The organism is Micromonospora sp. NPDC048999 (genome assembly GCF_040649295.1).
In the GTDB taxonomy this organism is placed as follows: Bacteria; Actinomycetota; Actinomycetes; order Mycobacteriales; family Micromonosporaceae; genus Micromonospora.
On record NZ_JBEZFI010000055.1, the window covers coordinates 1 to 20,883 of the forward strand.

A 20,883-nucleotide genomic window follows, 5' to 3' on the forward strand; every position below is an offset into this window, starting at 1 on the left:
CCGGTCCAGGGTGGTGATGGTGAGCGTGTTGCTCGCGGCGACCGCCGGGGCGCCGCCGCTGGCCAAGATGGCCGGCATCGCGGCGGACGACCCCTCGTCGGCCTTCTGGTGGTGCCGTCAGCACCCCTCGCCCTCGGTGAAGCGGAACTCCAGCGTCTCGGCCACCCCGGCCTCGATCAGGGTGACGGCGCCGCCCGAACCGATGCGCAGCAGCAGCGCGTTTTTGCCCTGGGTCACCAGCCATGCCCTGCCGCCCAGCCCGTCGCTGAGTTCTCGGCCGTCCGGGTGGCGCTTCTTCGCCTCGGCGAGGGGCGTGCCCACGTGCGCCCCCTCCGGGGTGCGCGCCTGCGGCGAGCTGAGGCTGAGCCAGATCAGCTTCTTCTGGTAGAAGACGAGGTCGGGGCTGTTGTATTCGGGACGGCCCGTGGACGTGGCGTAGTCCGGGCAGCCGCCGGTGGTCTTGACGGGTGTGGCCAGGTGGCCCTTTGCCCGCAGGTCGTCGAGGCTCCCGCCGATCCGGTACGGGCCGAGACCTCCGGGGCGCACCGTCTGGTCGTCGGCTGCCGGGCTGGGGCTGGCTGCGCCGCCGGTCGCCCCGGCGTCGGTCGGCGATGCGGCACCGGTGGTGGGCGCGGCAGCGGTCGGGGTGGCGTTCTCGCCAGTGGCGGCGGGTGGTGCCGGTGCCGGGGTCGCGGTGGCGCAGGCGCTCAGCCCGAGCACAGCGATCGCCACGGCGGCGACGAATCGGTACGACATTGACGGCGGCCTTCCTCGGTATGGTCGGCTGGGCCACCGCGGTTGGCTGTGGCCTGGCCGCAGACTAGTGCTGGCAGTCAAATCTGATGGACACGTGCGAGGCCGGCGCCGATCATGTTCGCGTGACGATCATGACGATGCGAACGCTGCCCGTACCGCCGGCTATTCGTGCCGGCCGACAGCAGCGCGGCTCCCGGGCGGAGACGATCCCATTGCCGTCGTGACCGGGGCGTTCCTCGCCGGTCTGGTGGCCGGCTACGGCGTCGCCGTGCCCGTGGGCGCGATCGCGGTGCTCATCCTCGGGCTCACCGCCCGTACCTCCTTCCGGGTCGGCGCGGCGGCGGCGCTCGGGGTTGCCACCGCCGACGGTGTCTACGCTGCGGTGGCGGCGCTGGGCGGCGCGGCGGTGGCCAGCTTGCTCGCCCCGTTCGCCGGGCCGTTGCGGCTGGTCGCGGCGGCGGTGCTGCTGGTGCTCGCCGGGCATGGCGCGTGGCGGACGGTACGGTCCCGCACCGGCGCCCCGACCGCGCGGCGTGGGCTGGACACCCCGGCCCGCGCATTCCTCGGGATCCTCGCGCTGACCATGCTCAACCCGGCCACTGTGGTCTATTTCGCGGCTCTCGTCCTCGGGCGGGGCCAGCCGGGCGGGTCCGAGATCTCCGCCGCCGTGCTCTTCACGCTCGGTGCCTTCATCGCCTCGGCCAGCTGGCAGTTGCTGATCGCCGGGGGTGGCACGCTGATCGGTCGGGTCCTCACCAGCGGGCGTGGCCGCCTGGCCACCGGGCTGCTGTCCAGTGCGATCATCGCGGCGCTTGCGGTCGCCACGCTGATGAGCGGGTGATGGCATCATCCATTGTGGGTGATCGACCGTTCGGATAGGTTCTGCTCAATCCGCAGATCACCCGCGTAAGCCCTGCCGATCCGGGGGCGCGGACGGTCTCACCTTCACCGTAGGGAGACGACTTGAGACTCACCCTCAAACAACAGACACGCGACCGGTCGCGGTCGCGGCGCGGGCGGACCGCTGCCCTGCTGGTCGCCGCGCTGGCCGCGTTGGCGTTGCCGATCCTGTCGGCGCCCACAACGGCCGGAGCCGCTCCGTCGGCCGACAGCCCGTGGCGTAAGGCGACTGGCAAGCCGGCCGCGACCAGGGCCGGCCACAAGGCGGCCATCCGCGCGAAGCGGATGACGGCGTACTCACTGGACCGCGGCAGCATGAAGAGCCTGCTGGCCAAGGCCCCGAAGGAGCACGTCAGAGCGCTGCGTCAGGTGGTGTCGCTGCCGGCGCCGGACGGTACCCTCCAGCGCTTCGAGTTGGTCGAGTCGCCGGTGATGGAGTCGAAGCTGGCCGCGGCTCACCCGGAGATCACCACGTACGCGGGTAAGGGCGTGGATGACCCGACGGCGACGATCCGGGCGGACCTGACGCCGCTGGGCTTCCACGCCTCGGTTCGTTCCGCCAACGGCGCCTGGTACGTCGACCCGTACTACCACCTGGACCAGAGCCTGTACGCGAGCTACTTCGGCCAGGACCTGGAGGACGTCCACGGCGACTTCGTCGAGCGTGAGGACGTCGAGGAGGCGGCGCACGCGCTGGAGAACGAGGTCGCGGCGGCTGCGGCCGACGTGCCGGTCGGCCCGCTGGTGAAGCTGCGCACCTACCGGGTGGCGCTGGTGACGGACCCTTCCTACGCCAAGTTCTTCGGCGCGGAGAACGTGACCGCGGCCAAGGTGACGTTGATGAATCGGGTCACGCAGATCTACGAGGACGAGACGGCGATCCGGCTCGTGTTGGTCAACGACACCGAGAAGACCAACCTGAACACTGCGGCGCTGGCCACCGGGGCGAACGGCCCGTGTGGCGCGGCCGCGTGCTTCACCGCGGCGCAGATCGCCTCCTGCGACAGCCCTACGCTGAGCCGTAACCGGATCGTGCTCGGTCAGCTCGTCGGTGCCAGCAACTACGACGTGGGGCACATCGGCCTCGGCGTCAACGGCGGTGGCATCGCCAGCCTGGGCGTGATCGGCGGCGGCAGCAAGGCGCAGGGTTGCACCGGTCTACCGCAACCGATCGGCGATTTCTATGCGGTGGACTATGTGGCGCACGAGATGGGCCACCAGTTCGCCGGTAACCACACCTTCAACGGCACCCAGAGCAACTGCTCGGGTGGCAACCGGTCCGCGGCCAACTCGTACGAGCCGGGGAGCGGTTCGTCGATCATGGCGTACGCCGGTATCTGCCAGCAGGACAACCTGCAGCCGCACACCGACCCGTACTGGTCGCACCGCACCTTTACCGAGATCACCACGTATGTCACGTCGAGCCGTGCGGCGATCAGCGCGGTGCAGACCGCCTCGCTGTACGGCTACGCCACCAACGGTGCCTCGTTCCGGGTTCGGTACAAGGGCAACGACTCGGTGCCGATCGTGCGGGGCGCCAACTACACGACCGCCGGGATCAAGGCCGCCATTGAGGGGATCGCTGGCTGGCCGGCCGGCGGGACGGTTACCGTGGCCGCCTTCGGTGGCAGCGGCACCCTGAACGACACCGGTTTCCAGGTGACCTTCGGTGGCACCCTGGCCAGCACCAAGGTGTCGCTGCTCGAGATCGCCGACTTCGTCGGCGGCGCCTCCGGGTTCGTCGGTGAGACCGCCAAGGGCGGCCCCATCGACAACGGTGGCTTCCTGGTCGAGGAGACCGCCAACCACGCGCCGGTGGTCACCGTGCCGGGCAACGTCACCATTCCGGTGCGTACCCCGTTCTCGCTGACCGGCTCCGCGACTGACTCCGACGGCGACGTTCTGACCTACATGTGGGAGCAGAACGACCGTGGCGCCAGCGCGGGTGCCGCGCTGGTGAGCAACACCAAGACGGCCGGTCCGTTGTTCCGGGTGTTCGGCGAGGCGGCGAACGTGTCGGCGGAGGACACCCTGAAGTACCACTCGCCGGGCGAGAACGCGGTGACCACCGACCCGACCCGGGTCTTCCCGGACATGAAGCAGATCCTGGCGGGCAACACGAACGCCAAGACCGGCGCGTGTCCGGCCGCACCGCCGGCGCCCACCACCGTGCCAGCGGCCACCCTCGACTGCTTCTCGGAGTTCCTGCCCACCAAGGACTGGGTCGGCTTCAGCAACGACCGGACCATGCACTTCAAGCTCACCGCCCGGGACGGGAGGTCGGGTGGCGGCGGCATCGGCAGCGCCGACGTCGCGGTGGCGCTGGCTCAGAACGCGGGTCCGTTCCTGGTGACCTCGCAGGCCACCGCGGCGGTTGTCGACGGCGGCTCGACCCAGACGGTGACCTGGGACGTGGCCGGCACCAACGCGGCCCCGGTGAACGCCAGCAACGTGAAGATCACGCTGTCGGCCGACGGTGGGCAGACCTTCCCGTACGTGCTGGCCGAGAGCACCCCGAACAACGGCAGCGCCACGGTGACCCTGCCCAACGTGGCCACCAAGCAGGCGCGTATCAAGATCGAAGCGGTTGGCAACATCTTCTTCGACGTCAACCGCGCCGACTTCACCATCCGGTCGGCCCCCGAGGTCTCCAACGACGCCCCGGCCGGCGGCGCCAGCGTCCAGTACAGTGACGCGCTCTCGCCGACAGTCACCGTCACGGCGACCGACGGCGACACCGCCGGTGCGGCGCTGACCGCGTCCGCCACCGGCCTGCCCGCCGGCCTCTCCCTGGCAGTGTCGAACACCTCCGGGGCGGACACCCTGCCCGGCACCCGGAGCTGGACGGTCACCGGTACCACCACGGCGGCGCCGGGTAGCTACCCGGTCACCGTGACCGTCACCGACGACACCGGGCTGGCCGGCAGTACCTCCTTCGCCATCGAGGTCACCCCGGAGGACGCGGCGGCGACCTGGGCCGGCGACACGCTGGTGAGCACCGTGACCAGCGGCGCCTCCGGAAAGGCCCTGCTGCGGGCCGTCGTCCAGGACAGTTCGGTGCTGCCCTCGGCGACGGACGCCACCGCGGGTGACATCCGCAACGCCACGGTCACCTTCACCGAGGGTGGCGTGACGCTCTGCACCGGCGTGCTGGAACTGCTCGGCGCGGCGACCACGAGCGCCGCCGCGGCGTGCGAGGCATCCCTGCCGGCGGGTACGCACACCGTCACCGCGACGGTCGGCGGCTACTACACGGGCAGCACCAACGCCCAGGTGACGGTCGCTGTCTCCGACGGTGGGTTCCTCACCGGTGACGGCGAGATCACCGTGACCCGCTCGGCGGGGGCGTACCCGGCCGACGCGGCGTCGAAGGTCGCGGTGGACCTGACCGCCAAGCCGGCCACGGCCAGGAAGGCCGCGCGGGGCCAGGCCGAGATCGCGTTCCGCTCCGGCGGCAATTCCTACACGATCAAGGCCGGCACGGTCGACGGGCTGGGCATCACCTCGGCCGGCAAGGCCGCTCAGGTGCGCTACCAGGCCAGCCTGTACGACAGCAACGGCCGGGTGGTGGCCAGCGGTCTGACGCTGGCGTTGACGGTGACCGACCGGGGCTCCCCCGGTAGGGACGACACCGTCGGCATCACCCTGTGGAAGGGCGGCGCCCTGCTCTTCTCGTCCGACTGGACGGGGAACGGGACCGCCGAGGTCAAGCTGACGGGTGGCAACCTCACCGTCCACTGATTGAACTGTTAGCGCGGGAGGATGCCGATTGCGGTATCCTCCCGCGTTTCGTTTCCCGCCGGGCTGTTCCGTCCATGGCGGATGATTGATGTATGACAGCCTGATGACAAGTGATCTTCAGCTGTGTTACGGCGGCATCGGCCGAAGCGGCAGGTCGGTGCGGCGATCGCTTGGTTCGGCTCACGTTTCCGGCCACCGGACGCCTGACCGGCGGAACGGCCGCCCGCGCGTACACCGTCTCGCCGCCCCCCGACGATCATCTGGCCGACGTGTGCCGTTCGACATCCTGTCAGGATCGATTCGCCTATCCGGCTGATGTCGGACTTCCGACATTCGCCTAAGGTCTCTGATCAATCCTGTAGATCATCCGCGCCGGCTCCGTTGCCGGGGGGCGCGGGTATGTCTGCATCCATTCCTCACCATGCAGGGGAAAAACTTGAGGATTACCCTGGTACACCCCCCGCGTCGCCGATCGTCAGACGGTCAGGTGCGGCGCGGGCGAATCGGCACCCTCCTGGCTGCCGCGCTGGTGGCGGCGTCGCTGCCGGTGCTGTCGGCGCCGTCCGTGGCCGCTGCCGCTCCCGCGCCCAGCAGCCCGTGGCACAAGGTCGACGGCAAGCCGGCCGCGACCAAGGCGGGGCGCAAGGCGGCTGTGAACGCCAAGCGGCTCAGCACCTTCACGCTGGACCGCGCGAGCCTGAAGGGCACGCTCGACAAGGCTCCGCGTGAGCAGCTCAAGGCGCTGCGTCAGCAGCGTCAGGTGGTGTCGCTGCCGGCTCCGGACGGCTCCCTCCAGCGCTTCGAGCTGGTCGAGTCGCCGGTGATGGAGTCCGAGCTGGCCGCGGCTCACCCGGAGATCACCACGTACGCCGGCGTGGGCCTGGACGACCCGACCGCGACGATCCGGGCGGACCTCACTCCGCTCGGCTTCCACGCCTCGGTGCGTTCCGCCAACGGTGCCTGGTACGTCGACCCGTACTACCAGCGGGACCAGAGCCTGTACGCGAGCTACTTCGCCGGGGACCTGGTCAACCAGCACGGCACCTTCGTCGAGCGTGAGGACGTCGAGGAGGCGGCCCACGGTCTGAAGGACGAGATCGCGGCGGCCTCGGCCGACGCGCCGGTCGGCCCGCTGGTGAAGCTGCGCACCTACCGCGTGGCGCTGGTGACGGACCCCTCCTACGCCACCTTCTTCGGCGCGGAGAACGTCACCGCCGCCAAGGTGACGCTGATGAACCGGGTCACGCAGATCTACGAGGACGAGACCGCGATCCGGCTCGTGCTGATCAACGACACCGACAAGACCAACCTGAACACCACGGCGCTGGCCACCGAGCCGAACGGCCCGTGTGGCGCGGCGGCGTGCTTCACGCCGGCGCAGATCAGCTCCTGCGCCAGCAGCACGCTGAGCCGTAACCGGATCGTGCTCGGTCAGCTCGTCGGCGCCAGCAACTACGACGTGGGCCACATCGGCCTCGGCGTCAACGGCGGCGGCGTCGCCAGCCTCGGCGTCATCGGTGGCAACAACAAGGCCCAGGGCTGCACCGGCCTGCCGGCCCCGACCGGTGACTACTACGCGGTGGACTACGTGGCGCACGAGATGGGCCACCAGTTCGCCGGTAACCACACCTTCAACGGCAGCCAGTACAACTGCTCGGGTGGCAACCGGTCCGCGGCCAACTCGGTCGAGCCGGGCAGCGGTTCGTCGATCATGGCCTACGCCGGTATCTGCCAGCAGGACAACCTGCAGCCGCACACCGACCCGTACTGGTCGCACCGCAGCTACACCGAGATCACCACGTACGTGACCTCGGACCGTGCCGCGATCAACGCGGTGCAGACCGTGTCGCTGTACGGCTTCGACGCCGATGGTGCCGGGTTCACCCTGCGCTACAACGGCGGCTCGGCCAAGATCGTGCGTGGTGTCAACTACACCACCGCCGGGATCAAGACCGCCATCGAGGGGATCGCAGGCTGGCCGGCCGGCGCGACGGTTACCGTGGCCGCCTTCGGTGGCAGCGGCACCCTGAACGACACCGGTTTCCAGGTCACCTTCGGTGGCACCCTGGCCAGCACCAAGGTGTCGCTGCTCGAGATCGCCGACTTCGTCGGCGGCGCCTCCGGGTTCGTCGGTGAGACCGCCAAGGGCGGCCCCATCGACAACGGCGGCTTCCTGGTCCAGGAGACCGCCAACCACGCGCCGGTCGTCACCGTGCCGGGCAACGTCACCATTCCGGTGCGTACCCCGTTCTCGCTGACCGGCTCCGCGACCGACGCCGACGGCGACACGCTCACCTACATGTGGGAGCAGAACGACCGTGGTGCCAGCGCGGGTGCCGCGCTGGTGAGCAACACCAAGACGGCCGGTCCGCTGTTCCGCGTGTTCGGCGAGGCGGCGAACGTCTCCGCCGAGGACACCCTGAAGTTCCACTCCCCGGGTCAGAACCACGTCACGACCAACTCCACCCGGGTCTTCCCGGACATGAAGCAGATCCTGGCGGGCAACACGAACGCCAAGACCGGCGCCTGCCCGGCCGCTCCGGCCCCGCCGCCCACCGGTGGCGCCTCGAACGTGCCGGCGGACATCGTCGACTGCTACTCGGAGTTCCTGCCCACGAAGGACTGGGTCGGTTACACCAACGACCGGACCATGCACTTCAAGCTCACCGCCCGTGACGCGCGGCTGGGTGGCGGCGGCATCGGCAGCGCCGACGTCGCGGTGGCGCTGGCTCAGAACGCGGGTCCGTTCCTGGTGACCTCGCAGGCGAAGGCTGCCGTCCTCGACGGCAACTCGACCCAGACGGTGAACTGGGACGTCGCCGGCACCGACGCGGCGCCGGTGAACGCCAGCAACGTGAAGATCACCCTGTCGGCCGACGGCGGGGAGACCTTCCCGTACGTGCTGGCCGAGAGCACCCCGAACAACGGCACCGCGACCGTGAAGCTGCCGAACGTGGCGACGGAGCACGCGCGTATCAAGATCGAAGCGGTTGGCAACATCTTCTTCGCCGTGAACGACGCCGACTTCGCCATCATGCTCAACGGCGGGGACGCTCAGCAGCAGATCACCACCACGGTCAAGGGTGGCCCGCTGACCCTGAGCGTCGCTGGCTCCAACGTCGCTCTGCCGGCGGTCACCCTCGGGCAGATCACCAGCGGGGCCATGAACCAGGCCACGGTGGCTGACCTGCGGGGCACCAGCGCTGGCTGGAGCCTCGTCGGTCAGGTCTCCGACTTCACCACGACGGCCGGTGGCAGCATCGCCGCGGACAACCTCGGCTGGGCGCCGAGCGCGGCGCTGATCCCCGAGCAGTTCGTGGGTACGGCCGGAGTCGTCAAGGCGGGTGCGGTGGCTGCGCCGGGCACCGGCCTTGGCCAGGCCCGGGCGCTCTGCACCTCGGCGGCCGGCGTCAGCGGTGGCACGTTCACCTGTGACGCCCAGCTCAACCTCGGTGTGCCGTCCTCCGCCAAGGCGGGCGACTACACCGCGATCCTCACCCTGACGCTCTCCTAGGTCGGGTACCGGGTCATGCCGGTGGGGCGGAACCTTCCGCCCCACCGGGGTGGGGCGGGAGCTATGCTCTCGCCCCACCGGCCCTTTTCCGGCCTGCTGAAACACGATCTCCGGAGCTCCGGCATGCCCCTCGTCACGTTCTTCCCCCGGATCCGTTCCCGGATCACGGCTAGCCCCGACGCCACGGCGTCCCGGGCAGCTTCGTCACCTCTCACCACGACGGCGCGCATCGGTGCTCTCCTCGGCGCGTCGCTGCTCGCGTTGGTGCTCGCGCCGCCGGCCGTCGCCGGAGCCGCCGCCGCGCCGGGCGCCGCCGCGCAGAGCACCGAAAGCTGGGCGGTGCAACCGTCCGGGCCGAAGGGCCCGACCGGCCGAAACTTCTTCATGTACGAGGTGGCCCCCGGCAGCACCCTCTTCGACTTCGTCGGGGTGACCAACCTCAGCGACAAGCCGCTCACCTTCAAGGTGTACGGCACCGACGCGTTCAACACCGTCGACGGCGCCTTCGCCCTGCTGCCGGCGGACCAGAAGGCCACCGACGTCGGCTCCTGGGTCCGGGTCGAGCAGCAGACCGTGACCGTCAAGCCGGGCAAGCGGGCGGACATCCGCTTCGAGATCACGGTGCCGAGCAACGCCACCCCGGGCGACCACACCGGTGGGGTGCTCGCCGCCATCGGCCAGCTCGGCGTCACCCCCGAGGGGCAGCAGGTCCAGATGGACCGGCGGGTCGCCGCCCGGGTCTACCTTCGGGTGACCGGCAAGATCAACCCCGCCGTCACGGTCGAGTCGATGAACGTCGACTACCACGCGCCGCTCAACCCGTTCGGCGGCAGCGACATGGTGGTCACCTACCAGCTGCGCAACAGCGGCAACGTCCGGATCGGCGGCAAGGGCACGGTGAACGTGACCGGGCCGTTCGGCTGGAAGCTGGCCCGTAACAAGGCGGTGGACCTTCCCGAGCTGCTACCCGGCTCGGTCTTCACCGTCACCGAACGGGTCGCCGGGGTGTCGCCGGCGGTGCGATTGAGCGCCAACGTGGACCTCGCACTCACCACCGGCGACGAGAAGCTGCCGCGGGTGACGCACAGCGCGAGCGTCTGGGCCATGCCGTGGCTGCTGCTCATCCCGCTGGCGCTGATCGCCGGTTGGGTATACCTGCGCATCCGCCGCCGCCGTGCGGCGAAGAAGGCGGCCACCGGGCAGCCGGCGCCGGCGGAGGCGCCGACGCAGGAGCCGGCAGCGTCCCGGCCGGCGGTGGAAGAGCCGGTGGACGTCGCCTGATCAACCGGCAGCGCGGGAGGACGTCGATGTCCTCCCGCGTTTTCTTTTCGCCAGGTGACCGATGTGGAGATCCGCACCATGCCGTCCGTGAGGTCCATCAAGTCCGTCGCCGTAGCGGGCATCTGCACACTGCTGCTGTCCGCCTGCTTCGCGCCGGCCGAGCTTGAGGCGGGCGCGGTGGCCGCCGACAAGGCGAAGCTGGACGACACCGTCTTCGCGTTCTACCTCAGCCCCCAGTCGTACACCTGGAATGCCGGACTGGGCAGTCGGAACCCGGCGTATGTCGTACTCGTGCGACCCGACGGCTCCTATCGGACCATCCGGACGCGGGGCATGGACATCGGACAGCTCGCGTGGTCGGCGGAGGGCCTGTACTTCGGCGACGACGAGCGGGACTACCTGCTCCACGACGACGGCCTGACCACGTTCCGCAATCCGAAGCCCGACATGCAGCAGTCCGCCTTCGCGGTGCCGGACGGGTTCGTCGCCATTTACAACGAGGGCGTCGGCGGTCCGGGGCACTACTCCAACCAGGTGGCGGCGACCACGCGCCAGGCGACGAAGCTCTATCCGGTGGAGGGCAACTACTTCATGAACGCCTCGTGCGACGGGGTCGTCTACGGCATCGCGACTGATCCGGGAGCCCATCGCGTCGAGGCCGCCGACCGACCCGACCTGCGATCGAAGACCGACCCGACGATCGAGCCGGAGATGCTCGCCCGGCTCTATCCCGCCGGTGCCGACGGCCGCGAGGAGGTCCTCGGGTGGCGGGCCGCGTTCAACGGTGGCACGGGCATCCAGCACGCGCCGTGCGCGCAGGGGGTGATCAGCTACCTGTCCGCCTACGACGATGTCGACGGGCAGCCGCGCACCGTCGTCGTCTCGTGGGACACCGCCACCGGCGCGTACGTCGAGCACCCGCTGGTCGACGAGGGTGGCCGGTCGATCCCCCGCGAGGATCTCGAATTCGTCAGATACGACAGCGGATCGCTGCGCGACGGGGAACTCGAGTGGTTCGCCTCGGACGGGCGCATCGTGGCCACCGACACCGCCACCGGCGTCACCACCCGCCGCTTCGACACCGGTTACCGGTCCACCGCCTCGCAGTTCGCCCAGGTCGTGTTCACCGACACGTCGATCCATGTGTTGTACGACGTCAACGACCGCAGGACCCCGCTCGCGTACGGGGAGTTCGACCGCGCCACCGGAGCAACCGTCCGGTCGCTGACGATCGACGGGATCAGCAAGCACCTCTCGACGCACCTCGTGATGCGGGGCATGGCCGTGCGCCCACGGGCATGATTCGCCCCGGCGACGCGCGGTGCCGTACGGTCGAGCGGTGAACAGCCGACCCGCAGCCGGGGGCGGCCGGTGGGTCGAGGTCGACCCGGCCCGCGTCGCCCGCTGGGTCGAGGGCTTCGCCGACCGGCACGGCCCGCCCACCACCACCGTCGAGGGGTACGGGCTGCTGCTCGCCGCCCCGGACGGGGCGACGGCCGAGCTGCACACCCCGCCCGGCGCCCCGGCGAGCGTCGACGTACCCGGGTTCGTGGCGGCCGCCGGCGCGTCGCGGCGGCTCGGGCTGCTGCTGGCCCGCAAGGGCGCGGTGGCGGTCGGCGTGGCCGACGGGACCGAGCTGGTCGTATCCAAGGTGGACACCCGCTACGTGCAGGGGCGCACCGCGGCGGGTGGCTGGTCGCAGCAGCGGTTCGCCCGGCGGCGGGACAACCAGGCGAAGGCGGCGCTGGGCGACGCGGCGGAGCTGGCCGTACGGCTGCTGCTGCCGGAGGCGGCGACGCTGGCCGTGCTGGTCTGCGGCGGTGACCGGCGCGCTGTGGACACCGTGTTGGCCGACCGGCGACTGGCCCCGCTCGCGGCGCTGCGCGCCGACCGCCTGCTCGACGTGCCCGAGCCCCGGCACACGGTCCTGGTCGGCGCGGTCGCCGCCGCCCGCGCGGTGCACATCCTGGTCCGCGACCCAGCCCGCGACTGACACCGCCTCCGCTTCGCGCTTGCGTTGTCGATCCCTTCGGCACCGATCCAGAGGCCGTTTCTCAAACTGAGCAGTGTCGGATCCGTGTGCTCGCCCGCCCAAGCCCTATGGTCGCACCTTCAGAAACAAGTTGACGGTATATACCGGCCACCGTAATCTACCTGTATGACATCGATGCAAGAGCCGACCTTCTTGATCCTCACCGCGTTGGCGGCGGGGCCCAAGCACGGCTACGGGGTGACTCAGGAGGTTTCCGAAATCTCGGAGGGAACGGTCACGCTGCGGGCCGGCACCCTGTACGGAGCCCTCGACCGCCTCGTGGAGCAGGAACTCGTCACGGTCGACCGGCAGGAGGTCGTCGACGGGCGGTTGCGCCGCTATTACCGGCTCACCGACGCCGGCGCCGGCAAGCTCGCCGAGCGGGCCCGCCGCCTGCGCAAGCACGCGGAGGTAGCGGAAAGCCGACTACAGGCGCGACCGAACTTGGCCCTCGGATTCACGGCTGACCCGTTCGGGGCTTGCGCATGACCGCCTCGGGGGAGGTCATGCGGGAGCCGCTGGCGCAGGTCGAGCTGGAACGCTGGTACCGGCGGCTGCTGTGGGCATATCCGATCGGTTACCGCCGTGCCCACGGCCAAGAGATCCTCGCGATGCTGATGGACTCCGCTGAACCGGGCCGCCGCGTGCCCGCCCGGGCCGACGTGATGGACCTGGTGCGCGGGGCAGTGCGGCAATGGTTCCGACTACCGGTCGGCCTGTCGCCCGTGGTGGCGGCCGTGCTAACGGCCGTGGTCCTCGGAGCCGTGGGAGCAGCCGCAGGTTCCTGGTCGGCTTGGCAGACGGCTGCGCACCTGCCGTCCGACACGGCGGCCCTGCAGACTGCCGAAACCGTAGCGGGTGCCCCACTGGCCGCGCCGGAGATCGCCCGAACTGACCATATGCGGGCAGCCTGGCGCGAGGTGTACGTGTTCAACCCCCACGAGCAGCGGTTCCCGAACTGGACGATCGAAGCAGCACAGGCGCGACTCCAGGCCGACGGCTGGGCACTCGGCCCTGTTGGGAAGCCCTATCCGTCGTACCGAGACAACTCGCCACTGGAAGATGTCCACCAGTTTTTTCAGGTAACTCGAGACGGTCTCGCTCTCACCGTATACGCGGGTACCACCTTCACGCCGGACACCGCCGGCACAAAACTGCAGACCACCGTCTACCCGACCCCGCCGAGCTGGGAACCGGGAGCGATCCTGCTGGGCTGGCTCGTCGGCGCGGTCACCGGCTGGCTCCTCACCGGCTGGGCGAGCTACCGTCTCCGACGCCGGGCGCTGCCGCGCCGGCTGGCCGCTCTCGCGCTCGGCGTCACCGCGCTCTGGCTCGTCGCCGCTCCCACCATCGGCCTGTACAAAACGCTGGGCGAACTCGCCTTTACCGACCCTGGCGTCTGGGCCATCTCTCCGGCCTACCAATGGGTCGTGACCAATCCCGCCACCGAACAGGTCGGCGGAACATTGGCCATCGGACTCACGATCCTCGCCCTGGCCGCCACGGGCCGCCGCCGGCCCACAGCACGGCCCACCGAAGCGGCGGCCTAACGAGCGCCCCGGCTCAGCCCGTCAGACTCGCGGGCCGAGCCGGGGCGCGCCAATCTATCCGCGTAACCCTTCTCAAGCATCCGCTCAGGCTGTCCTGCCTCAAGGCGTTTGTTGATAGTCCGCTGGGGACTGGTGCGGGCGAAGGCCGGCGAGTTGGACGTAGATCTCGCGTTTGGCGGTGGCGGTGCCGCGCTGGTTGAGGACGTAGCCGGTCAGCCAGACCCAGCCGTGGTAGGTCGGGCGGTCGCAGACGGAGACGACGCGGAAGGTGAGGGTCCGGTCGCCGGCGAACTGCACGGAGGCGCTGCCGTCGATCTGTAGCAGGTCGCCGGGTTCGGGCAGCGCGGTCACCAGTGGCCTTCGTTCGATGGCCGGATCGATACACCTGGGCCACGACGGATCCTCTCCGGGCAGGCGGAAGCGCGGCGGGTCGGGACGGGCGCGCGCACCCGCCCCGACCAGGGAGATGAGCCGAACTCGTTGCCACGCGAGGAGTGCCATGCCACAGACACCGGACTACATCCGTATCTCCGGTGCGATCATGAACGACGTGCAGAGCGGCAAGGTCCACCCGGGGGACAAATTGCCCTCGATCGCGGAGATGGCTGACCGCTTCGAGGCCAGTTCTTCGACGATCCAGATGGTCTATGTACGGTTGGAGGCGCTGGCTGTCATCCGGCGGCCTCAGAGCAAGGGGCATCTTCGTCACCGACCCGAAAACCTGGATGCGGAAGCCCTGAGCGATGCTGTCCATGCTCGGTGGAGGCGCATGATCGACTCGGTTTGCGGCAAGCGGTGGTCTCCTCGTCGGGTTTGACCCCCACGTGCCGCACACCGAGTTGATCAAGGGCTACCGGCCGGTGCCGAAGGTGTCGCAGGCCTTCGGGTTGCCGGTGGAGTAGCCCCTGCTGAACCAGCGCATCCGGTCCTGCGAGCTGCCGTGGGTGAACTCGTTCGGGTTCACCGGGCGGCCGGCACGCTTGGAGATCGCGTCGTCGCCGATCTTCTCGGCGGTGTTGATCGCCTGCTGGATGTCCTGCTCCGTGATGCTCTTGAAGATCTTCTGGCCCTTCGCGTCCGAGGTGCCGGTGGCGCTCTTCGCCCAGGCGCCCGCGTAGCAGTCGGCCTGCAGTTCCAGCCGGACCGAGAGCGCGTTGGCGTTGGCCGGGTCGCGCTGCTGCTGGCGGCGCATCTGCGCCTCGGTGCCGAGCAGACTCTGCACGTGGTGTCCGTACTCGTGGGCCAGGACGTATGGCTGGGCGAACTCGCCCTTCGCGCCGAGTTGGTCGGCGAGAAGGCGGTAGAAGCTGAGATCGATGTAGACCAGGTGGTCGGCCGGGCAGTAGAACGGCCCGACGCCGGAGTCGGCCGCGCCGCAGCCGGTGCGCACGTTCTGGCTGAAGAAGACGGTCTTGGTCGCCCGGTACTGCTGGCCGAAGACCTCCGGCAGGGCGGTGCGCCAGTACGCCTGGATCGAGTTGACGTAGAGGGTGTTGCGGCAGTCGAGCTGTTTGAGCGCGTCCTTCGCCGCGCACTTCTGCTCCAGCGCGGTGTTGTCGCCCTGGCCGGAGCCGCCGCCGCTCAGGGCGTTGAGGCCGACGCCGCCGCCCACCAGGGCGACGAGGACGGCGATGACGATGCCCACGATCCCGCCGCCGCCGATCGGGATCGGCAGGCCCAGCCCGCCGCCTCCGCCGCCCCCTCGCCGATCATCCACCTGGCTGGTGTCGATCTCCGCGTTCTCGTTCAGCTCCATCTTGACCCCGATCACCCATTTGTCCGTCTGTGGTGGCTGCGGTACCGAAACCGATCCGGACGACGGTTCCGATACCCGATGATCTTGCCCGGCAACCCGCAGGAAAGGGTAGGGGCTGCCCGCTACACTTGCCCTGTGCTGCGCTGCGAAGGCTGAACGGCCCCGCGCCGACGGGAAGTGTTGACCCGCCGGCGCTTTCGCGTGCCCTGAGTCAGCCCTTCTGGAACCGAGAGCGAGTACCCCGACATGATCACTGCCACCGGCCTGGAGCTGCGCGCCGGTTCCCGGATCCTGCTGTCCGACACCACGCTGCGGGTGCAGCCGGGTGACCGGATCGGCCTGGTCGGCCGCAACGGCGCCGGCAAGACCACCACGCTGAAGGTGCTCGCGGGGGAGGGGCAGCCGTACGCCGGGCAGCTCGACCGGCGCAGCGCGATCGGCTACCTGCCGCAGGACCCGCGTACCGGTGATCTTGAGGTGACCGGGCGTGACCGGGTGCTCTCCGCCCGGGGCCTGGACGTGCTGATGGCGCAGATGAAGGAGCTGGAGGCCAAGCTCGCCGAGGGCGCCGACGACGAGCGCCTGGTCCGCCGCTACGGCGCGCTGGAGGACCAGTTCGCCTCCCTCGGCGGGTACGCGGCCGAGGCCGAGGCGGCCCGGATCTGCGCCAACCTCGGCCTGCCCGACCGTGCCCTGGCCCAGACCATCGGCACCCTCTCCGGCGGCCAGCGCCGGCGCATCGAGCTGGCCCGGATCCTGTTCCGCGACGCCGGCGAGAACGGCGGCGGCATCCTGCTGCTCGATGAACCGACCAACCACCTGGACGCCGACTCGATCACCTGGCTGCGCGGCTTCCTCGCCAGCCACAAGGGCGGCCTGATCGTGATCTCCCACGATGCGTCGCTGCTGGAGGCGGTGGTCAACAAGGTCTGGTTCCTCGACGCCACCCGCTCCGTGGTCGATGTCTACAACCTCGGCTGGAAGGCGTATCTGGAGGCGCGGGAGACCGACGAGCGGCGCCGCCGCCGGGAGCGGGCCAACGCTGAGAAGAAGGCCGGCGCGCTGATGGCCCAGGCCGACAAGATGCGGGCCAAGGCGACCAAGACCGTCGCCGCGCAGAACATGGCCCGCCGCGCCGAGAAACTGCTGAGCGGCCTGGACGAGGTACGCGTCGCCGACAAGGTGGCGAAGGTGCGTTTTCCCACCCCGGCGCCGTGCGGCAAAACCCCGCTCACCGCGAGCGGCCTGTCCAAGTCGTACGGGTCGCTGGAGATCTTCACCGACGTCGACGTGGCGGTGGACCGCGGCTCCCGGGTGGCCATCCTCGGCCTCAACGGCGCCGGCAAGACCACCCTGCTGCGGATGCTCGGCGGCCTGCTCGAACCGGACACCGGTGAGGTGCGCCCCGGGCACGGCCTGCGGCTCGGCTACTACGCCCAGGAGCACGAGACCCTGGACGTGGACCGGACCATCCTGGAGCACATGCGCAGCGCCGCGTCGGAGCAGACCGACACCGACCTGCGCAAGATCCTCGGCGCGTTCCTCTTCTCCGGCGAGGACGTCGACAAGCCGGCCGGGGTGCTTTCCGGCGGCGAGAAGACCCGGCTGGCCCTGGCCACGCTGGTCTGCTCGGGCGCGAATGTGCTGCTGCTGGACGAGCCGACCAACAACCTTGATCCGGTCAGCCGGGAGCAGGTGCTCGACGCGATCGCCCGCTATCCGGGCGCGATCGTGCTGGTGACCCACGACCCGGGCGCGGTCATGGCGCTCAAGCCCGACCGCGCCATCCTGCTGCCTGACGGCGACGAGGACGCCTGGAGCGACGATCTGCTCGAACTCGTCGAACTCGCCTGACCATTCCGCCCCCGGATCTTGCCGTTGATCATGAGGTTGGCGGCGCAGACGCCGATCGAATTCGGCGCCAACCTCATGATTAAGCCGAGCGGGCCCGGGAGGCGGTCCACCGGGCGGTTGGGGGGCCATGATCCAGCTGGGTGAGTCGGGGCTGGCCGGTCAGAAGGATCACGCTATCGGGAAGCCGACAATGCATAGCGTGTCGGTTGGCGAATAGTTGATATCTGGCGCATGATCGTTCGAGGCGGTCTAATAGGTGGGACCGTATCCGAACCGCACAGTCTGGGACGTGAGGAATCAACATGGCAGCCACCGGCACAGCCACCAGCACTGAGAAGGGTCGCCGGATCGTCGGAGCCGAGCGCCAGACGCTCGCCAAGGACCTGGTAAAGCGGTACACCTCGGGTGAGAGCATCCGTGCGCTGGCGGCTTCGACCGGCCGGTCCTACGGGTTCATCCACCGTGTGCTCACCGAGTCCGGGGTGCAGCTGCGACAGCGTGGCGGCGCTCGTCGCCGGAAGAAGGCGTGACCCGCCCGCCAGCGTCATCCATCAGCGCCGTGCCCCGGGCGGTCCGGTGACCGCCGAAGCGGCCGGGGTACGACTCGACTACGACGGGCCGGTGGCGACGGTCACGTTGTGCCGGCCCGACGTGCTCAACGCGCAGACCCCGACGATGTGGCGCGCGCTGAGCGAATTCTCCCGTGAGCTGCCCGGAAACGTCCGGGTCGTCGTGGTGCGCGGCGAGGGGCGGGCCTTCTCCGCCGGCCTCGACCTGTCCGTAGCCGGGGCCTCCGGCCCCGGCTCCTTCGCCGAGCTCTCCAACCTGCCCGAGCAGGAGTGCGCCGACCGGATCGCCGATTTCCAGGCCGGCTTCACCTGGCTGCACCGCCCGGACGTGATCTCCATCGCGGCGGTGCAGGGGCATGCGATCGGTGCCGGGTTCCAGCTCGCCCTCGCCTGTGACCTGCGGGTGCTCGCCGAGGACGCCAAGCTCTCGATGGCGGAGGTGACCCTCGGCCTGGTCCCCGACCTCGCCGGCACCAGGCGCCTCGTCGAGCTGGTCGGCTATTCCCGCGCACTGGAGATCTGCGCCACCGGCCGCCGGCTGGACGCCGCCGAGGCGGACCGGATCGGCCTGGCCGCCCTCGTCGTGCCGAACGCGGAGCTTGACGGCGCGGTACGGGACCTGACCGCCCGCCTGCTGGCCAACAGCCGCGATGCGATCGTGGAGATCAAGGCGCTGCTCGCGGGCGCGGAGGGGCGTACCCACGCCCAGCAGCAGCGGGCCGAGCGTGAGGCGCAGACCCGACGACTGCGCGAAATTGCCGGACGCGGCGAATAAATGTAAGGACCGTTCGGGAAGATCCGGGTTACTCGCGAGGTTGTCGTAGTCGTCGGCAGAATTGACCCGACCGTCGACGACCCGGAGGTGACACGTGTCCAACCAAATGCCCGGTGGCGGCATGGCCGGCTGGAGCATGCTCCGGTCGATGCGCAACCAGGACGAGGTCGCCAGCCACCAACTCAAGCGCGGCACCGCCCGGCGGATCGTCGCGTTCGCCCGGCCCTACCGGCGCGACATCATCATCTTCCTGATCACCGTGGTGATCGCCGCGGTGATCGGGGTGGCCACCCCGCTGCTCGCCGGTGACGTCATCGACGCGATCGCCGGTGGCGCGCCGGGCGCCGGCTCGACCGTGGTCCGGCTGGCCCTGATCATCGGCGTGCTGGCCGTCGCCGACGCGCTCTTCTCGCTGGCCCAGCGGTGGTACTCGGCCCGGATCGGGGAGGGCATCATCCTCGACCTGCGAACCCGGGTCTACGACCACGTCCAGCGGATGCCGCTGCAGTTCTTCACCCGTACCCAGACCGGCGCCCTGGTCAGCCGGCTCAACAACGACGTGCTCGGCGCCCAGCGAGCGTTCACCTCCACCCTTTCCGGCGTGGTCAGCAACGTCATCCAACTGGTGCTCACCGCCGCGGCGATGCTGGTGCTGTCCTGGCAGATCACCGTGCTGGCGCTGGTGCTGCTGCCGATCTTCATCATTCCCGCCCGCCGGGTCGGCCGGCGGCTCGCCGAGATCACCCGCGAGTCCTACAACCTCGACGCGAAGATGAACGCGACGATGACCGAGCGGTTCAACGTCGCCGGCGCCCTGCTGGTCAAGCTCTTCGGCTCGCCCGAGGTGGAGGGCGCCCGGTTCGCCCGCCGCGCCGAGCGGGTCCGCGACATCGGCATCCAGTCCGCCATGTACTCGCGGACCTTCTTCGTGGCGATGCTGCTGGTCGCCTCCCTTGCCCAGGCCCTGACGTACGGCGTCGGCGGGTGGCTCGCCGTCGCCGGCGCGGTCAGCGCGGGCACCGTGGTCAAGCTCGCGCTGCTGCTCACCCGGCTCTACGGCCCGCTCACCGCGCTGTCCAACGTCCGGGTCGACGTGATGAGCGCGCTGGTCTCCTTCGACCGGGTCTTCGAGGTGCTCGACCTGCGTCCGGGCATCGAGGAGAAGCCCGACGCGGCGCCGCTGCCCCGGGCCAGCGGCCGGGTCGAGTTCCGCGACGTGCGGTTCCGCTACCCGAGCGCCGCCGAGGTGTCCCTCGCGTCACTGGAGGAGGTCGCCGCGCTCGACCGTACGGTCAACGAGCCGGTGCTCAAGGGCGTCTCGTTCAGCGTCGAGCCCGGGCAGATGGTGGCCCTGGTTGGTCCCTCCGGCGCCGGCAAGTCGACGCTGTCCATGCTGATCTCCCGGATCTACGACGCCAGCGAAGGCCAGGTGCTGGTCGGCGGCGTCGACGTACGGGACGCCACCCTGGCCTCGCTACGCGACGAGATCGGCGTGGTCACCCAGGACTCCCACCTGTTCCACGAGACCATCCGGGAGAACCTGCGCTACGCCAAGCCGGACGCCACCGACGACGAGATCTGGGCCGCTCTGGCCGGCGCGCAGGTCGCCGACCTGGTCCGGGCCCTGCCCGGTGGGCTGGACACCACGGTCGGCGAGCGCGGCTACCGCTTCTCCGGCGGCGAGAAGCAGCGCATCGCCATCGCCCGGCTGTTGCTCAAGGCCCCGTCGATCGTGATCCTCGACGAGGCGACCGCGCACCTGGACTCGGAGAGCGAGGCGGCCGTGCAGCGGGCGCTGTCGGTGGCGCTGACCGGGCGTACCGCGCTGGTGATCGCGCACCGCCTCTCCACCGTCCGGGACGCCGACCAGATCCTCGTCCTCGACGAGGGGCGGATCGTCGAGCGGGGCCGGCACGAGGAGTTGGTCGCCGTCGGCGGCCTCTACGCCGAGCTGTACCGCACCCAGTTCGCGGTGGCCGACTCGCCGACCCCGTACGCCGAGCCGAACCAGCCGCAGCCGGTGGTCAGCACCGTGCCGCTCGGCACGTACGTCGCGCAGGAGGCGCTGCCGCCCGCCACCGCGAACTAGACGAGTAGTTCCGAAGTCGGTTGAGCGACACGGACGGGGATGCCGGTGAAGGTGGTCGGGGTGCAC

15 protein-coding genes and 1 pseudogene are annotated in these 20,883 nt (G+C 70.1%); 13 read left to right on the forward strand and 3 right to left on the reverse strand.

Going from position 1 to position 20,883, the window contains the following annotated elements:
• Positions 1–117: 117 nt before the first annotated feature.
• A complete protein-coding gene (locus AB0C02_RS30580) occupies positions 118–756 on the reverse strand; it encodes a hypothetical protein (RefSeq protein ID WP_357552605.1) in 639 nt (212 codons plus the stop codon).
• A 220-nt stretch (positions 757–976) separates the two neighbouring features.
• Here AB0C02_RS30580 and AB0C02_RS30585 point away from each other — a divergent pair, with 220 nt between their 5' ends.
• The 8 genes from AB0C02_RS30585 (at position 977) to AB0C02_RS30620 (ending at position 13,774) form a co-directional block, all read left to right on the forward strand.
• Positions 977–1,597, forward strand: coding sequence for a LysE family transporter (locus AB0C02_RS30585; RefSeq protein WP_357552606.1), 621 nt, complete (start codon positions 977–979; stop codon positions 1,595–1,597).
• Between the two features lie 122 nt (positions 1,598–1,719).
• Positions 1,720–5,397 carry a M12 family metallo-peptidase gene (locus AB0C02_RS30590; RefSeq protein WP_357552607.1) on the forward strand — a complete coding sequence of 1,226 codons (3,678 nt, stop codon included), beginning with the start codon at positions 1,720–1,722 and terminating at the stop codon, positions 5,395–5,397.
• 487 nt (positions 5,398–5,884) lie between these two features.
• Positions 5,885–8,911 carry a M12 family metallo-peptidase gene (locus AB0C02_RS30595; RefSeq protein WP_357552608.1) on the forward strand — a complete coding sequence of 1,009 codons (3,027 nt, stop codon included), beginning with the start codon at positions 5,885–5,887 and terminating at the stop codon, positions 8,909–8,911.
• A 123-nt stretch (positions 8,912–9,034) separates the two neighbouring features.
• A complete protein-coding gene (locus AB0C02_RS30600; RefSeq protein ID WP_357552609.1) occupies positions 9,035–10,192 on the forward strand; it encodes a DUF916 domain-containing protein in 1,158 nt (385 codons plus the stop codon).
• A gap of 87 nt (positions 10,193–10,279) precedes the next feature.
• Entirely contained in the window at positions 10,280–11,494 is a 1,215-nt protein-coding gene (locus tag AB0C02_RS30605) for a hypothetical protein (protein ID WP_357552610.1), read from the forward strand.
• A gap of 37 nt (positions 11,495–11,531) precedes the next feature.
• Entirely contained in the window at positions 11,532–12,185 is a 654-nt protein-coding gene (locus AB0C02_RS30610; protein ID WP_357552611.1) for an acVLRF1 family peptidyl-tRNA hydrolase, read from the forward strand.
• 174 nt (positions 12,186–12,359) lie between these two features.
• On the forward strand, positions 12,360–12,713 hold the full coding sequence (locus AB0C02_RS30615; protein WP_357552627.1) for a PadR family transcriptional regulator: 354 nt from the start codon (positions 12,360–12,362) through the stop codon (positions 12,711–12,713).
• Positions 12,710–13,774 (forward strand): hypothetical protein, encoded by a 1,065-nt coding sequence (locus tag AB0C02_RS30620; protein WP_357552612.1) that lies wholly within the window; start codon positions 12,710–12,712, stop codon positions 13,772–13,774. The genes AB0C02_RS30615 and AB0C02_RS30620 overlap by 4 nt, the downstream gene beginning before the upstream one ends.
• Before the next feature lie 99 nt (positions 13,775–13,873).
• Here the strand turns inward: AB0C02_RS30620 and AB0C02_RS30625 are convergent, their stop codons facing one another.
• Positions 13,874–14,125 (reverse strand): hypothetical protein, encoded by a 252-nt coding sequence (locus tag AB0C02_RS30625; RefSeq protein ID WP_357552628.1) that lies wholly within the window; start codon positions 14,123–14,125, stop codon positions 13,874–13,876.
• Between the two features lie 148 nt (positions 14,126–14,273).
• Between AB0C02_RS30625 and AB0C02_RS30630 the strand changes: the two are divergent.
• A pseudogene (locus tag AB0C02_RS30630) lies at positions 14,274–14,514 on the forward strand (winged helix-turn-helix domain-containing protein).
• Between the two features lie 110 nt (positions 14,515–14,624).
• Here the strand turns inward: AB0C02_RS30630 and AB0C02_RS30635 are convergent.
• On the reverse strand, positions 14,625–15,530 hold the full coding sequence (locus AB0C02_RS30635) for a neutral zinc metallopeptidase (RefSeq protein WP_357552629.1): 906 nt from the start codon (positions 15,528–15,530) through the stop codon (positions 14,625–14,627).
• 246 nt (positions 15,531–15,776) lie between these two features.
• On the opposite strand from AB0C02_RS30635, the gene AB0C02_RS30640 reads away from it, so the two are divergent.
• The 4 genes from AB0C02_RS30640 to AB0C02_RS30655 all read left to right on the forward strand — a co-directional run bounded on the left by AB0C02_RS30640 (position 15,777) and on the right by AB0C02_RS30655 (position 20,817).
• Positions 15,777–17,384: an ABC-F family ATP-binding cassette domain-containing protein gene (locus AB0C02_RS30640; protein ID WP_357552613.1), complete on the forward strand. Its 1,608-nt coding sequence runs from the start codon at positions 15,777–15,779 to the stop codon at positions 17,382–17,384.
• A 302-nt stretch (positions 17,385–17,686) separates the two neighbouring features.
• Positions 17,687–17,914: a helix-turn-helix domain-containing protein gene (locus tag AB0C02_RS30645; RefSeq protein ID WP_007462679.1), complete on the forward strand. Its 228-nt coding sequence runs from the start codon at positions 17,687–17,689 to the stop codon at positions 17,912–17,914.
• Positions 17,915–17,960: 46 nt separating this feature from the next.
• Complete coding sequence (locus AB0C02_RS30650) at positions 17,961–18,728, forward strand: enoyl-CoA hydratase/isomerase family protein (RefSeq protein ID WP_357552614.1); 768 nt, start codon at positions 17,961–17,963, stop codon at positions 18,726–18,728.
• 106 nt (positions 18,729–18,834) lie between these two features.
• Positions 18,835–20,817: an ABC transporter ATP-binding protein gene (locus AB0C02_RS30655; RefSeq protein ID WP_357552630.1), complete on the forward strand. Its 1,983-nt coding sequence runs from the start codon at positions 18,835–18,837 to the stop codon at positions 20,815–20,817.
• Positions 20,818–20,883 lie beyond the last annotated feature (66 nt).

Coding starts and splice junctions, on each gene's coding strand:
- AB0C02_RS30620 (WP_357552612.1), top strand. CDS start 12,710: ATGACCGCCTCGGGGGAGGTCATGCGGGAGCCGCTGGCGCAGGTCGAG.
- AB0C02_RS30600 (WP_357552609.1), top strand. CDS start 9,035: ATGCCCCTCGTCACGTTCTTCCCCCGGATCCGTTCCCGGATCACGGCT.
- AB0C02_RS30635 (WP_357552629.1), bottom strand. CDS start 15,530: ATGGAGCTGAACGAGAACGCGGAGATCGACACCAGCCAGGTGGATGAT.
- AB0C02_RS30580 (WP_357552605.1), bottom strand. CDS start 756: ATGTCGTACCGATTCGTCGCCGCCGTGGCGATCGCTGTGCTCGGGCTG.
- AB0C02_RS30655 (WP_357552630.1), top strand. CDS start 18,835: ATGCCCGGTGGCGGCATGGCCGGCTGGAGCATGCTCCGGTCGATGCGC.
- AB0C02_RS30640 (WP_357552613.1), top strand. CDS start 15,777: ATGATCACTGCCACCGGCCTGGAGCTGCGCGCCGGTTCCCGGATCCTG.
- AB0C02_RS30645 (WP_007462679.1), top strand. CDS start 17,687: ATGGCAGCCACCGGCACAGCCACCAGCACTGAGAAGGGTCGCCGGATC.
- AB0C02_RS30615 (WP_357552627.1), top strand. CDS start 12,360: ATGCAAGAGCCGACCTTCTTGATCCTCACCGCGTTGGCGGCGGGGCCC.